The organism is Rhizobium sp. P28RR-XV (assembly GCF_012641385.1).
In the GTDB taxonomy this organism is placed as follows: domain Bacteria; phylum Pseudomonadota; class Alphaproteobacteria; order Rhizobiales; family Rhizobiaceae; genus Rhizobium.
Genome location: NZ_JABAIG010000005.1, coordinates 83402 through 97674 on the forward strand (window position 1 = coordinate 83402; position 14273 = coordinate 97674).

At 60.9% G+C, this 14273-nt stretch carries 13 protein-coding genes and 1 pseudogene; 10 read left to right on the top strand and 4 right to left on the bottom strand.

Annotation, left to right across the window (positions count from 1 at the left end):
- The first annotated feature begins 112 nt into the window (after positions 1-112).
- The 10 genes and pseudogenes from HGP12_RS12010 to HGP12_RS12055 form a co-directional block, all read left to right on the top strand.
- Entirely contained in the window at positions 113-1762 is a 1650-nt protein-coding gene (locus HGP12_RS12010) for a peptide ABC transporter substrate-binding protein (protein ID WP_168842924.1), read from the top strand.
- A gap of 59 nt (positions 1763-1821) precedes the next feature.
- A complete protein-coding gene (locus HGP12_RS12015; protein WP_168842925.1) occupies positions 1822-2772 on the top strand; it encodes an ABC transporter permease in 951 nt (316 codons plus the stop codon).
- Positions 2773-2782: 10 nt separating this feature from the next.
- Complete coding sequence (locus tag HGP12_RS12020; RefSeq protein WP_168842926.1) at positions 2783-3661, top strand: ABC transporter permease; 879 nt, start codon at positions 2783-2785, stop codon at positions 3659-3661.
- On the top strand, positions 3658-5334 hold the full coding sequence (locus tag HGP12_RS12025; protein ID WP_246703339.1) for an ABC transporter ATP-binding protein: 1677 nt from the start codon (positions 3658-3660) through the stop codon (positions 5332-5334). The genes HGP12_RS12020 and HGP12_RS12025 overlap by 4 nt, the downstream gene beginning before the upstream one ends.
- 68 nt (positions 5335-5402) lie before the next feature.
- Positions 5403-6569 carry an N-methyl-L-tryptophan oxidase gene (gene solA, locus HGP12_RS12030; protein ID WP_168842927.1) on the top strand — a complete coding sequence of 389 codons (1167 nt, stop codon included), beginning with the start codon at positions 5403-5405 and terminating at the stop codon, positions 6567-6569.
- A gap of 31 nt (positions 6570-6600) precedes the next feature.
- Positions 6601-7923: an NAD(P)/FAD-dependent oxidoreductase gene (locus HGP12_RS12035; protein ID WP_168878870.1), complete on the top strand. Its 1323-nt coding sequence runs from the start codon at positions 6601-6603 to the stop codon at positions 7921-7923.
- A gap of 15 nt (positions 7924-7938) precedes the next feature.
- Positions 7939-8286 carry a cupin domain-containing protein gene (locus HGP12_RS12040; protein WP_168878871.1) on the top strand — a complete coding sequence of 116 codons (348 nt, stop codon included), beginning with the start codon at positions 7939-7941 and terminating at the stop codon, positions 8284-8286.
- Positions 8287-8402: 116 nt separating this feature from the next.
- Positions 8403-9575: an NAD(P)/FAD-dependent oxidoreductase gene (locus HGP12_RS12045; protein ID WP_168842930.1), complete on the top strand. Its 1173-nt coding sequence runs from the start codon at positions 8403-8405 to the stop codon at positions 9573-9575.
- Between the two features lie 64 nt (positions 9576-9639).
- Positions 9640-10971 (top strand): FAD-binding oxidoreductase, encoded by a 1332-nt coding sequence (locus tag HGP12_RS12050; protein WP_168878872.1) that lies wholly within the window; start codon positions 9640-9642, stop codon positions 10969-10971.
- Between the two features lie 69 nt (positions 10972-11040).
- Positions 11041-12098, top strand: a pseudogene (locus tag HGP12_RS12055) (OB-fold nucleic acid binding domain-containing protein); the annotation flags it as partial.
- A 546-nt stretch (positions 12099-12644) separates the two neighbouring features.
- Here HGP12_RS12055 and HGP12_RS12060 read toward each other — a convergent pair.
- From HGP12_RS12060 to HGP12_RS12075, 4 genes are all read right to left on the bottom strand, one after another.
- Positions 12645-12941 carry a DUF982 domain-containing protein gene (locus HGP12_RS12060; RefSeq protein ID WP_168878873.1) on the bottom strand — a complete coding sequence of 99 codons (297 nt, stop codon included), beginning with the start codon at positions 12939-12941 and terminating at the stop codon, positions 12645-12647.
- 127 nt (positions 12942-13068) lie between these two features.
- On the bottom strand, positions 13069-13302 hold the full coding sequence (locus HGP12_RS12065; protein ID WP_168842933.1) for a hypothetical protein: 234 nt from the start codon (positions 13300-13302) through the stop codon (positions 13069-13071).
- Positions 13303-13461: 159 nt separating this feature from the next.
- Positions 13462-13941, bottom strand: a complete 480-nt coding sequence (locus HGP12_RS12070) for a hypothetical protein (protein WP_168878874.1) — start codon at positions 13939-13941, stop codon at positions 13462-13464.
- A 57-nt stretch (positions 13942-13998) separates the two neighbouring features.
- Positions 13999-14217, bottom strand: a complete 219-nt coding sequence (locus HGP12_RS12075; RefSeq protein WP_168842935.1) for a hypothetical protein — start codon at positions 14215-14217, stop codon at positions 13999-14001.
- Between the last annotated feature and the right edge of the window lie 56 nt (positions 14218-14273).

Sequence of the window (14273 nt, forward strand, 5' to 3'; positions counted from 1 at the left end):
GCTGCCTTTCCCCTGGGAGTCAAGGAGAGATCCGTCCGCTGGAATGCGGACGGGGTGATGCCGCGCGACATTCCGTGAAGCCAACACTCTATAACAAAGGGAACAGTTCATCATGACGCTTAATCCATTTCATGCCAACCGACGCCAGGTGCTCGCCATGCTCGGTATCGGTGCCGCCGGGGCTGCCATGCCAGGTCTGCTCGGTTCAGGCGCAGCCTTCGCCAAGGAAGAGCCCAAGGGCCAGACCGTTCTCGGCTTCTCGCAGGAGCCGACGGTCTTCAATCCGCATCTTCTGCACATCGAAGTCGATGAGGGCATCTATTTCGCGATCTTCGATCCGCTTTTCGGCGTCGACGACAAGGGCGGTTTCTTCCCATGCCTGGCGGCCGAGGTCCCGACCGTCGCCAATGGCGGCATTTCTGCCGACGGCCTGAAATGGCATCTGAAGCTGCGCGACGGGGTCACCTGGCATGATGGCAAGCCGTTCACCGCCGAGGACGTCAAGTTCACCCTCGAGCTGCTCGTCAACCCGAAATTCAACAGCTGGCGTCACACCGGCCACGATCTCGTCCGCGACCTGACCGTCGTCTCGCCGACCGAGTTGACGTGGATGATGGCCAAGCCCTACGCGCCTTATGCGTCGATCCTCGCCTCGACCTTCATCGTGCCGAAGCACGCCTTCGACGGCCAGGCTGACCTGAACAATACGCCGTTCAACAACGCACCTGTCGGTACCGGCGTCTACAAATGGAAGAACCGCGTCGCCGGTGACTACATCGAGCTCGAGGCCAACACCGCCTATTACGGCGATGGGCCCTATGTGAAGAGCCTGATCGTCAAATACATTCCCGACCTGACTGTCATGTACGCCCAGTTCAAGACCGGCGACCTCGACGTCACCGGCCTGCAGGGCATCAGCGCCGAGCACTACGACGAGGCCTCGAAGCTTGCCGACCGCACGGTCGTTAAGGCCCCCGGCAGCCCGATCGAAACGCTATCGCTGAACCTCGGCCTGCCTGTCTTCCAGGACAAGGCCGTGCGCCAGGCGCTCTACATGGCGATCGACAAGGCCTCGATCATCGATGCTCTCTACTTCGGTCTTCCCGTCGCAACTGAAAGCTACATGCCGCAGCAGGCCTTCTACTACAATCCGGACCTGCCGAAGCACGAGTTCAACATCGACAAGGCAAACGCGCTTCTCGACAGCGCCGGCTGGACCAGGGGCTCTGACGGCGTTCGCGCGAAGAACGGCCTGCGCCTGTCGTTCGAGAATTCGACGACAGTCGGCAATCACCTGCGCGAGCAGATGCAGCAGTTCATGCAGCAGACCTTCGCCCAGATCGGCGCCGAAATGACGATCCGCAACATGCCACCGGCCGTCATGTGGGGCGACAACTGGATGATGTCGCAGTTCCAGAGCGCGATCGCCGGCATTGTCTTCCTGACCGGCGGCGATCCGGATACGTCCGACTATTTCTCGTCGAAGGCGATCCCGGCCCAGGGCGGCTCGGGCCAGAACACCTGGCAGTGGAAGAGCGAGGAAGTCGACAAGCTGCTCACGGACGGCGCGCAGGTCTTCGTTCCGGAAGAGCGCAAGAAGATCTACGTGAAGATGCAGGAGCTCGTTCGCGAAGAGCTGCCCTTCCTGCCGCTGCACCAGTTCACCGACTTGCGCGGTTACAAGAAGGGCTTCGAGGGATTTGTTCCGAACGTCAACGTCCGGATCGACACCTGGAACGTCAACAGCTGGCGCTGGAGCTAACGTCGTCCGTCGGGCCTTCAGGCCCGACGCTCTTCACTTGGTAAAACGGAGATCGACCGATGACACGTTTTCTCCTCGGCAGATTGGGTCAGAGTTTCATCTTGCTGTTCGTCATTTCGCTGATCGGCTTTTGCGTCCTGATGCTTGCGCCCGGCGGTCCGATGTCGAAGTTCGCGCTCACGCCTGGCATCAGCAAGGCGGACCTCGATCGCATCGCGCACCAGATGGGTCTGGATCGGCCAATCTTGATCCAGTATCTCGATTGGCTCTGGGGCTTGGTGCGTGGCGATTGGGGCCGGTCGTTCCGCGACGGGCGTCCGGTACTGACGATCATCGGCGAACACCTCTTCGCGACGCTGCTGCTGATGGGTAGCTCAACGGCGATCGCCATCGGTCTTGGTACCTGGATTGGCATGAAGAGTGCTATTAAGCGCTATTCGATCTTCGACCATACGATGACGATCGGTACGATGATCGCGCTCTCCATCCCGACCTTCTGGTTCGGACTGGTGGCGATCTACATCTTTGCGCTCGATCTTGGATGGTTCCCGGCCGGCAACATGTACACTGTGGGCAATGAGACGGCGCTCGACTATCTGCACCACCTCGTCCTGCCCTCCGCCGTCCTCGCGCTCGTCAACGTTGCCATCTGGAGCCGTTACATGCGTTCCTCGATGCTGGAGGCGATCGGCCAGGAATTCGTCAACACAGCCCGGGCGAAAGGCGTTCCCGAGCGCATCGTCATGCGGCGGCACGTCGCCCGAAACGCCATGCTGCCGATGATCACGCTCGCCGGCATGCAGCTGCCGCAGCTGCTCGGTGGTGCGCTGGTCGCCGAAACTGTTTTCACCTGGCCGGGAATGGGGCGCCTCTTCCTCGATAGTCTGGGTTACAGCGACTATCCCGTCATTATGGGCCTGCTGATGTTCTCGGCGATCCTTACGGTTGTCGGCAGCCTTCTGGCCGATCTGTTGACCGCCTTCATCGACCCCCGAATTCGGCTGGCATGAGGATCGAACGATGACAATTGCTTCTACAGATGCTTTCGTTCCCACGCGCTCGCGCAATCGGGTCTTGCGGCGCTTTATGTATCACAAGCTTGCCGTCTTCGGCTTCGTCGTGGTCTGCGCCCTTATCCTTGCCAGCATATTCGGCCCGGGCCTGATCCCTTACGATCAATTGCACATCGATCTCCGGGCCAGGAACGCTCCGCCATTTTCCGGCGCGCATATCTTCGGCACCGATCCGCTCGGCCGCGATGTTGCTGCACGCCTCTTCATGGCGGGCCGCGTGTCACTCGCCGCCGGTGTTGCAGCGATGGTCATTTCGACGATATTCGGCACCGTCGTCGGCACGATATCCGGCTACTACAGTGGCCGCGTCGGTGCCGTCCTGATGCGTATCGTCGATGGCTTCCTCGCCTATCCGAGCGTGTTCCTGATGTTGACGCTCGCCGCCTTTATCAAGCCTAGCCCGGTCATGATTACTGTGATCATCGCTATTACCAGCTGGATGCAGGTTGCCCGCGTCGTCGATGCGGAGGTACGCTCGCTCCGGCACCGGGAATTCGTGCTGGCTGCGACGATGCTCGGGCTGACGCCGAACCGGGTGATGTTCCGGGAAATCCTGCCCAATGTCATGGGCCCGATCATCGTCTCGGCGACGTTGACCATCGCCAACGCCATCCTGCTCGAAGCCTACATCTCCTTCCTCGGCTATGGGATCCAGCCGCCTTTACCGTCCTGGGGCAACATGCTGAATGGCGCGCAGCAGTATCTGCAGACGGCGCCGTGGCTCGCCATTGTCCCCGGCATTGCCATCACGTTGGCTGTTACCGGCTTCAACTTCATCGGCGACGGGCTGCGCGACGCTCTGGACGTGCGGGGTGACATTCAATGATGACGTCTCGCGCCGACCAGGATGCCGAATCCACTGCCGCCACGACGGAGGTTTCCCTGAAATCCGTACTGACCATCGACAACCTGACGGTTGCCCTACCGAAGGTCGCCGACCGAAGCTATGCCGTCGAAGGCATTTCCTTCTCGCTCGAGGCGGGTGAGATTCTCTGCATCGTCGGGGAATCCGGATCGGGCAAGTCGGTGACCGCCAACGCTATCATGGGCCTGCTGCCGCCGCCGCTGACGATCGAGAGCGGTTCGATCACCCTGCATGGTCGTAATATCGCGACGCTGACGGCGAAAGAGCGGACCAGCCTGAACGGCCGCGTCGTTTCGATGATCTTCCAGGATCCGCTTTCGGCGCTGAACCCGCTGATGACGGTAGGACAACAGATCGAGGAGGTCATGCTGACCCACCCCGATGTCGCGCCCCCAAACCGTTGGGCGCGTGTGATCGAGCTTCTGGAGATCGTCGGTCTGCCCAGTCCGCCGGCGATCGCACATCAATATCCGTTCCGGCTTTCGGGCGGCCAGCGTCAGCGCGTGATGATTGCCATGGCTCTGGCGCTCGACCCGGACATCTTGATCGCCGACGAGCCGACGACCGCCCTCGACGTCACGACGCAAGCCCAGATTCTCGAGATCATCAAGCGGCTGCAGCGGCAGAAAAAGATGTCGGTGATGTTCATCACCCATGATTTCGGCGTCGTCGCCGACATCGCCGACAAGGTGATCGTCATGGAGAAAGGGCATCTGGTGGAGCAAGGGACGGCCGACGAGGTGCTTCGCGCGCCCAAGGAGCCGTATACACAACGCTTGCTAGCGGCAATACCCACGATGCGCACCGAGGCGCGCGCCGCCGTCCGCGAGGGCAGCCCTGTCGTGCTCGATGTTCACAATGTCTGCAAGACCTACAAGACCGCCGGCGGGCTCTTCGGAAAGACGAGCATCGTGCTGGCGGTGAACGAGGTAAGTTTTCGGCTGAGAAAGGGTGAAACCATCGGCATCGTCGGCGAATCCGGTTCGGGCAAATCGACGCTCGGACGGATGGTGATGAAGCTGCTCGACAGTGACTCAGGCCGAATCGTGCTGGACGGTGGCGATATCTTACCGCTGAAGGAATCGCAGTTCCGCGCAAAGCGTCCCTACATCCAGATGGTCTTTCAGGACCCCTTCGCCTCGCTCAATCCGCGTCACTCGATCGAGCATTCCCTGATCTGCGGACCAATGACCTTCGGCATGTCGCGCGACGAGGCGCGCGCAAACGCGCTACGCCTGTTGAACCGGGTTGGACTGCCGGAGCAGGCGATGGACCGCTATCCGCACGAGTTCTCCGGCGGCCAGCGGCAGCGTATCGGCATTGCGCGGGCCTTGATGTTCAATCCCGTGCTGCTGATCGCGGACGAGGCGGTCTCTGCGCTCGATGTCTCGATCCAGGCACAGGTGCTGCAGCTTCTCGACGAGATCCAACAGGAGACGCATGTGGCCATGTTGTTCATCACGCATGATCTGCGCGTTGCCAGCCAGATCTGCGACAACATCGCCGTCATGCAGCGTGGCCGCATCGTCGAACTCGCGCCGGCACACGAATTGTTCTCAGCTCCGAAGGATCCTTACACGCGGAGCCTTGTCGAAGCCATTCCGGGCTGGCGGGATTCGTCTTCGACGGCATGACAATCGTCGCGGCACGCTGCGGCAATACGAGAAACGGAGCACTCGCCTACGGGCAGAGGGACGGATAAATGAGCTACCATGCGGATGTTGGAGTGGTCGGTCTGGGCGCCATGGGAAGTATGGCGGTCTGGCGGCTTGCCAAGCGTGGTGTCAGCGTTCTTGGATGGGATCGGTTCGCTCCGGGGCATGACCAGAGCGCCAGTGGCGGCGAAAGCCGGATATTCAGGACAGCCTACAAGGAGGGGCCGGCCTATGTCCCGCTGCTGATCAAGTCGCGGGAAATCTGGCGTGAGCTGGAGGGCGAAACAGGTGTCGATCTCCTGAACCTCATTGGCGCGCTGTCGATCGCCCACGAGGACAGCGTGTATATGCGCAACGTCATCGCCTCCTGCAGGAACTACGAGATCGACCACGAAGTCCTCACCGCCGCGCAGGTCAAGGAGCGTTATCCGGTTCATACGCTGGATCGCGGCGAGGTCGCCGTTCTCGACCGCTGGGCCGGCTATGTTCAGCCGGACCGGGCGACAATGACCGCCGCCCGCAGGGCCGAAGCGCTGGGTGCGGAACTGCATCGCTATACGCCGATCCGCGACATCCAGTTCGGTGCCGATGGCGCTACGGTTTACACGGATACGCGAGAATGGCGAGTCCGCAAGCTCATCCTGGCCATGGGCCCCTGGACACGCCACCTGTTGCCGGGCACCGCCGACAATCACAAGCTGGTTCGTATCGTGCTGGCCTGGTACCGCACGGAGAACGATGCGCAGTTTCGTTCCGACGTATTCCCCGTGCTACTGCGCCTTTCAGGCGGCCTCGATTTCTGCGCCTGGCCGATCATCGACGGCGGCATGATGAAGATCTCCCGCAACGGATCGCATGATGTATTCGAGGATGCCGCGAAGCTCGACCGCAACGTCAATCCGGAATGGTTCGTGCGCTGGCGGCGGATGATCAAGCAATACCTGCCCGGCGTCATACCTGACCCCGTCCGCATCGGTGCCTACATGGACAGCTGGACCGAGAGCGGCAATGCGGTCGTCGACGTCCATCCCGACTGCTCCAATCTCGTGACGCTCTACGGCTTTTCTGGTCATGGCTTCAAGCTGTCGCCTGTCTTCGGCGAGATCGCCGCGAAACTGGCGCTGGAGGAAAAGACGGACCACGACCTGTCGATCTTCAGGTCGCCGAAGTTAGGGCCGTTCGGCGCCATTCCACTGGACGCGATCGCGCCATGAGCCGGCAGATACCATTCAAAGGGGACTTCACGTGACTAAGTTCGCGCCGTTCGACGAATCCTATTGGTACGCATCAGCCCAGCCCGCACCTGAGACGGGGCCGCTTGTCGGCGAGGCGACGGTCGACGTCTGCATCGTCGGCGCTGGATACACCGGCCTGACGACGGCCATTGAACTCAGCCGCAAGGGTGTATCGGTGGCGCTGCTCGAACGGCGGGAAGCAGGTTATGGCGGCTCCGGACGCAACGCCGGCCATTGCAGCCCGACATTTTCCTACTACACGCTTGAAAAGGTCCGCTCGCTGCTTGGCGAGCCCTGGGCGGAGCGCCTCATCCGACGCCAGACAAGGGCGGCAGACAAGGCAGGCGAATATATCGCCCACTACGGCATAGATTGCGAATGGGTGCAGAACGGGCTGGTGATCGGCGCGATGCGGCCGGGCCATGTTCCGGCCCTTGAGCACAAGACCGAAAGCTACAATGCCGTCGGCGCGAAGACACGCATGCTGGGTCGAGATGAAGCGATTGCTATTACCGGATCGCCCAGAATGCATGGTGGCTGGATCAACGAGGACGGCGCGCATCTTCATCCCCTGAAATACGCGCGTGGTCTGGCACGCGGGGCGATGTCCGAAGGCGCAGCACTTTATACCGGATCGCCTGCCAACAGGTGCGAACGGCAGGGAGCAAAGTGGAAGGTCATCAGCGACCGTGGTCATGTGATCGCCGACAAGGTGATTTTCGCGACCGGGGCCTATACGGTTGACGGCTGGCCAGACCTCGAGAAGAGCTACCGCATCCTGCCGATCTACGTCTGCGCCACGAACTGTCTTTCGGACCGCACCCGTGAGACCGTGCTGCCCGACAACAATTCGATGATCGACGGGCGCGGCGATTTCTACTGCTACAAGTGGACGGCCGACAATCGCATTGTCGCCTCGATGTTCATCCTCGGCCAGCGCGGTCGCGACCCCGCCTATACGAAGCGGGTGATGACCGACAAGCTGTTGTGGCTTTATCCGCAGATCACCGAGGAGGTCAGTTGGGACTATTACTGGTTCGGCGAACTCGACATGCAGTACCGCACCGTCCCGCGTCTCTACGGGCTGGCGCCTGGCGTCGTGGCGCTGACCGGTCTTTCCGGGCGCGGCGTGCCAACCGGGACGATGCTCGGCGGCATCCTTTCCGACTGGGCCATCGGCGTATCGGAAAGGGATCTCGACCTGCGCATCGAACCACTGCATCAGGCGCCGCGCTGGATGGACTACGCGCCAAGCTACAAGCTGCGCGAAATGCGGCTGGTCGACAATTTCATGAGCAAACGCGGCGGTATCGAACTGCCGCCTCATCACTGAGAGCAAGGACGCAAAATGACGATTTTTCAGCGTATCGACGACGAGGCTGGCCGTAGCGAGGCGGCGATTGCCGCCAATGGCGCGCGATCCTATCGACGGATGATCTGGGTCGACGAGGGCGATGCGGACGCGGCAACGAAGGTCGCCGTCTGGGGTGCCGCGCCCGGCCTCTACACCTATCCGGCGCGACCGCTGGCCGAGAGTTTCATCGTCATGGAAGGCGAGGCCGATTGCCAGGTCGCCGGCGAGGCTATCCGTCGTATCGGTCCCGGCGACATTGTCAACGTGCCGGTCAACGCGCCGATTTCCCTTGAGGTGCTGAAGTCCTTCCGCAAGTTTGCGATGGTCGTGCCGAAAGGCTGATATCCCTCGCGCCGCGTCGATGAAACGCGGCAATCATCTGGTCGGATCGGGTGGTTGACCCCGTCCGGCCAAACTTAATCAGCAATACGCCGCGTGGCGATCAGCAGGAGCGCAGAGTGGAAAAGTTCGACGTTGCCGTCATCGGTGCGGGTATCAGCGGCGCCGCGACGGCTTATACATTGGCGAAAGCAGGCGCCAGTGTCGCCGTGATCGACCGGTTCGGGCCGGCGGCGATGGCCTCCGGTTGGACACTCGCCGGCGTTCGCCAGTCAGGTCGCGATCCCGCCGAGCTGCCATTGGCAATGGAAGCAATCGAGATCTGGCAGACGCTGCACCAGGAGCTCGGTGCCCCAACCCACTACCGGCGCAAGGGAAATCTGCGCCTTGCTCGCAATGCGGAGGAATACGAGCAGATCCGCACCATGGTGCGCGGGCAGCGAGAGTTGGGGCTCGACCTGACCTTCCTCGCCAGCAATGACGATGTGCGCGCCATTGCTCCGGCGGTTTCTCCGACGATACTCGGCGCTTCCTTCTGCGCGAGCGATGGTCATGCCGATCCGCAAGCGACAAGTGCCGCCTATATGGGGATGCTCGATCGTCTTGGCGTGACGCGTATCATGGCGGAAGCCGTCGAAGCGATCGAGGTTTCGGGCGGAAAGGTGTGCGGCGTGCGAACTGTCGAGCGCCGGATCGCCGCCGACGGCGTCGTGCTGGTCGCCGGCGTCATGGGGAATGAATTGCTGAAGCCACTGGGCGTGCGGGTGCCGATCGAGACGCCGATGGTCGCTGTCATCCGCAGCGTTCCGATCCCTCCGGTTCTGGAACAGGTGATCGGCGTTTCCGGCGGCGACTGGGCCGGGCGCCAGGAGGCAAGTGGCCGTTTACGGATCACCAGTGGGGCGCTGCCCTGGGGCGGAGCGATGGAAATCATGGAAACTGCGGCCGGTGCCCGGCCGGTCATTCGCCCGCCGCTATCGAGCCTGCGCGAAATCATCGAGAAGCTGGCTTTCCTGCTGCCGGGTCTCGACGCGACGCCGATCGAGGAATGCTGGGCCGGGCTTCTCGACTTGACGCCCGATGCCGTCCCGGTCCTCGATCATGTGCCCGGCGTCGAGGGCCTCGTCGTCGGCATGGGTTTTTCCGGCCACGGTTTCTGCCTCGGCCCGGTGACCGGGAAGATCCTTGCTGATCTCGTCAGCGGCCGGTCGCCGTTGCATGATCTGTCGGCATTTCGCTCTGACCGTTTTTCCACCACCCCGGCCGCTGGTCGCCTCGAGCTTCACGGCTAGGTACCCCACTCGCCGAAACATCCCTCAATCCGCAGAGCCTGCGAATCACGGAGCCCTATCGAAAATGCCCGGTCCTTATGTCGTCCCGTTCCATGGAGACGCAGACCTTCCTGAGAAGGTCGATGTCGTCGTCATTGGTGGCGGTATCATCGGAGCGTCGACGACGCTCGAGCTTACCGAACGCGGCCTGAAAGTTGCCTTGTGCGAGAAGGGTGGCATCGGTCATGAACAGTCCAGCCGCAACTGGGGCTGGGTCCGGATCACCCGCCGCGACCCACGCGAAGTTCCGCTGATGGCGGAGGCGTTGCGCATGTGGCCGGGCCTAAACGAAAAGCTTGGCCGCGATGTCGGATACAGCCGCGCCGGGATCACCTTCGCCTGCCTGACGGACAAAGAGGTGGAGGATCATCGCAACTGGATGAAGAACCTCGAAGGCTACCAGCTCGATACGCGGATGCTGACCGCCGAGGAGTTCACGGCGATGAACCCGGGATCTCGGCTGGACGTCAAGGGTGCGCTGTATACCGCCATCGATGGGCGGGCCGAACCGCAGCGGGCGGCCCCAGCGATCGCCGAGGGCGCACGCGACCGCGGCGCGCATGTGCTCACCGAATGTGCGGTGCGCGGCATCGACCTGAAGGCCGGCAAGGTCTGCGGCGTCTTCACCGAACGAGGCTACATCGCCTGTGACGCCGCTGTGCTTGCCGGCGGCGCCTGGTCGAGCCTGTTTGCCGGCAATGCCGGCATCCGGCTGCCACAGCTCAAGGTCACGAATTCGGTGATCCGTACCAAGCCCCTCGAAAACGGGCCGGAATCGGCGATCTGGACGAATGGTTTTGCCATCCGCAAGCGCCAGGACGGCGGCTACACGGTCGCCAATGGCTTCGAAAACATCGTCGACATCACTCCTGACAGCTTTCGGTTCTTGCGCGACTTCTTGCCTGCGCTCGGCGCCGAATGGCGGTCGCTCATATTGCGGGCGGGCATGGGCTTCGTCGACGAAGCACGCATCGCCAGGAGATGGAAGATGGACGAGGCGTCGCCTTTCGAATATAACCGAGTCCTCGACCCCAAGCCCTCTTTTAACCTTCAGGACAAGGCGCTCGCGAACCTGCGCAAGGCGTTTCCGGCCTTCGAGAAGGCAGAGATCGCCCAGCGATGGGCGGGCAAGATCGACGTCACGCCGGATGCGATACCAGTCATTTCGCCAGTCGAGCAGACGCCGGGCTTTTTCATCGCCACCGGTTTCTCCGGCCACGGGTTCGGCATCGGCCCTGCCGCCGGCAGGCTTATGGCAGATCTTATCACCGGCACGCCGCCGCTTGTCGACCCGCAGGATTTCAGATTCAGCCGCTTCAGCGATGGATCCAAGATCCGCATAATCAGCGGATTTTGAGAGCTGCACCAACGCGTAAAACCGCCGCGCGCAGCGGCGAGCGCCAAGCATCTCCATCGCGCGCTCGGTAAATGCCATTATCCCGACGCCTTTTGCGCGGCTTTGTTGAACTCGCAGCCGATGGGCTTTTATGCGCCGGCCCAGATCGTCGGCGACGCCCGTAAGCATGGTGTCGAAGTCCGGCCGGCCTGTATCAACCGGTCGAGATGGGACTGCACGCTGGAGCCGATCGACGGCAGCAACGCTCATGCCGTTCGCCTTGGCATGCGCATGGTCCATGGCTTGCCCAGATCGATGCTGCTCGCATCGTGGCTGCGTGGGCCGATCACCCCTTCGACAGTATTGATGATCTGTGGCGGCGATCAGGCGTGCCGGCGGCGTCGCTGGTGGAGCTCGCCGAGGCGGACGCCTTTCTGTCGTCGCTCAAGCTGCAGCGCCGCGATGCGCTCTGGGCGATCAAGGCGCTGCGCGACGAGCCCTTGCCGCTCTTTGCGGCGGCCGCCAAGCGGGAGCGCAAAACAATCGCCGAGCAGCAGGAGCCTCAGGTCAGCCTTCGCCAGATGACAGAGGGGCATAACGTCATCCACGACTATAGCCATACGGGTCTGACGCTGCGCCAGCATCCGATCGCTTTCCTGCGCAAGGATCTCGCGTCACGCAATATCGTCACCTGCGAAGAGGCGATGTCATCTAGTGATGGCCGTTGGCTGATGACGGCAGGCCTCGTGCTGGTGCGACAGAAGCCGGGCTCGGCCAAGGGCGTCGTGTTCCTGACCGTCGAGGACGAGACCGGCCCGGCCAACGTCGTCGTCTGGCCAACACTCTTCGAGCGCCGCCGGCAGGTCGTGCTTGGATCCAGCATGATGGCGATCAATGGCCGCATCCAGCGCGAAGGCGAGGTCGTGCATCTCGTTGCTCAGCAGCTTTTTGATTTGACCGCCGATCTCTCCGGTCTTGCCGATCGCGATGAGACGTTCAAGCTGCCGACCGGTCGCGGCGATGAATTCGCGCATGGGACGCCAGGGACGCCGGATTCACGGGAGCGGGCCGTGATGAAGGTGCGGGAGATTTATGAGCCTGATCGGCATATCGATACGTTGAAGGTGAAATCCAGGAATTTTCAGTGAGCGATGGTCGCCTTCAGCGCGACCTCCAAATATAGCTTGTGACATGCAGTGGACGCGGTGTGTCCGATGGAGCCGGCAGCGGTACCGTCCATCACATGGAATCCGATAGCCTCTGGTTTCCACTCGGCGCGAAATCGAATAACATCTCTCGTTATTGCAGATGGTTAAAGAGAGCATGAGGCATGTCTATGCAGCCGTTCTACTACGGGTTTACCAGGGCAGCTGCTTTAGGCGTTCTGATTATTTTTCCGTCCGTTTTCGTCGTTTCCTGCTCGACGATCGGCGGACATGGCGGTCAATCTCGCTCCGTAACCGCGAGCAAATCGACAGATCCCGATAACGCCAAAGACAAAGCGGCCGACCGCCGGCGATGGGAAGAGAGAGTCCAACGCGACAATCAGCTGGATCCAGGCGGGTCGGCACCGGGTTCCTATGGCTCTTTCGGTCCTCGCTTCAGCTGGTGAGCGACTTGAAATAGCGCTCCGGAATGCAGGCGACGAATAAAGAGGGCCGAAACTCTATCCGGCCCTTGATACGGTCGCTGACTTAATTGTTGGAAACGTTGCTGTCTTTGGCGCGCCGAAAATGCATAGGCATATCCTCTATATCCGCCAGCCTTCCGTGTCGCTTGAGAAAGCGCCGGAAATTCTCCGCAATGACCGATACAGGCAATTCACGGTTCGCGGCCATTCTGCAGGCTTTCAACATTACCTCGTAGGTGAGATCCCGCTTTTCCTTCGGCCATTCGTCGAGAAAGTCGAAGACATCGTCCAGACCGGTGATTTCCTGGACAATGTATTTTCGCCGCGCGTAGAGCGGCCGGTCAAACAACTCGAGTGCCATCACGTACCTCCTTTCATGGCGTTGAGTGGAGGTGATTTAGGAGCGCTAAAAACCATCTTCAAGAAGGGGGATGTTGGAAGCTTTCGGGTGCCTGAGAGGCTCATCGTATGGCGGCCCGGGAGGAGGTTTAGGTCATCCGTTTCAACAGCGCGATGAGGCTTTCCGTGTTTCGGTTGGCTTCGAGTGAGAGGAGCTGATTGTCCACCAAGTCGGCGATCGCAAGCAAGATCTCGCGCTCTGCCCATCCAGCCTCGACCGCAGAACCTAGCAAATCCCGAAAAGCGCCCTGCAGCGCGTCCTGGCAGCGGATGTACCTGTCAGGATCGTCATCGGTCACGAAGGGTTGCGCGATATCGAACATGCGCGGAAGGTGAACTGATTTGCCGCCTTTGGCAATCGAATATCACATATGGCTAAAGGAGGCGACCATATGGTTTGTAACCAGCACAGCCACGCCGCTTTACTTCAGGCCGCTCACAATCAGGCGACTTTTGCCGCGAGCATTTCATTGATGCAGTCTTCATTGCGCGCTTCCAACTGCTGCAGCGGGAACGCATTGATGAAGATGCGGATGTCGCATCGAGATCGGCGCCGGATTGGGTCCAGCCAGGCCCGCAATCGATTGGATTGCCGGCAAGATCTTCGACCTCAAAGAGGCCGCAGGTTTCACCGCCTCGTCGTCGATTGCAAGTTCAAGGATACCAAAACATCTGCGTGCGTCTTTCCAGTAAACCGCAATCCGAAGGAATCGAATGCCAGACCAGTTACCGATCTCCGTCAGCAGCAAACCATGGACTTCGTCCGTGGAAACTGGCTTTGGTTCATCCCAGTCAAGCTCGTCATCCAAAGTCGGATAGTTCATCACGTTTTCCAAGAGGTCGCGCATGACATCGAGATGATGACGCATGTCACTCGACTTGCCGCGAAAGCTGGGAACATCATCTTTAAAAGTGTCGAAGGCGTGCCGGTTCAAATGGCCGACAAACTCATAGAGGGCCATCGCCTCGTCCGGTGTGATGCTGAGAAGGCATCTCTTGGCCTGGGCTCTCTCGAATATTCAAACATTGCTCCCTCCTTCGCTGTCAAAGGTCGGAACCCAGCCACGGGTGAAGCCGACGCTCATTCCAGCCCCGCAAAGAGCTAGTTGGCCACGAACGAATTGCAGCTCGTTGAGCAAGGCGCCGATCGTGGCGTTAGCATCGCCCTCGAACAGATCGAGTGCGGTATTCACCTGGTCGGGTTGTGGTTCATCTCTCTGAGTGGCTACGGCTGTCATGAGGCAATCTCTTCCTGCACCCCCTAGAAGGGAGTTCCAAATGCGGATTCGTCGAT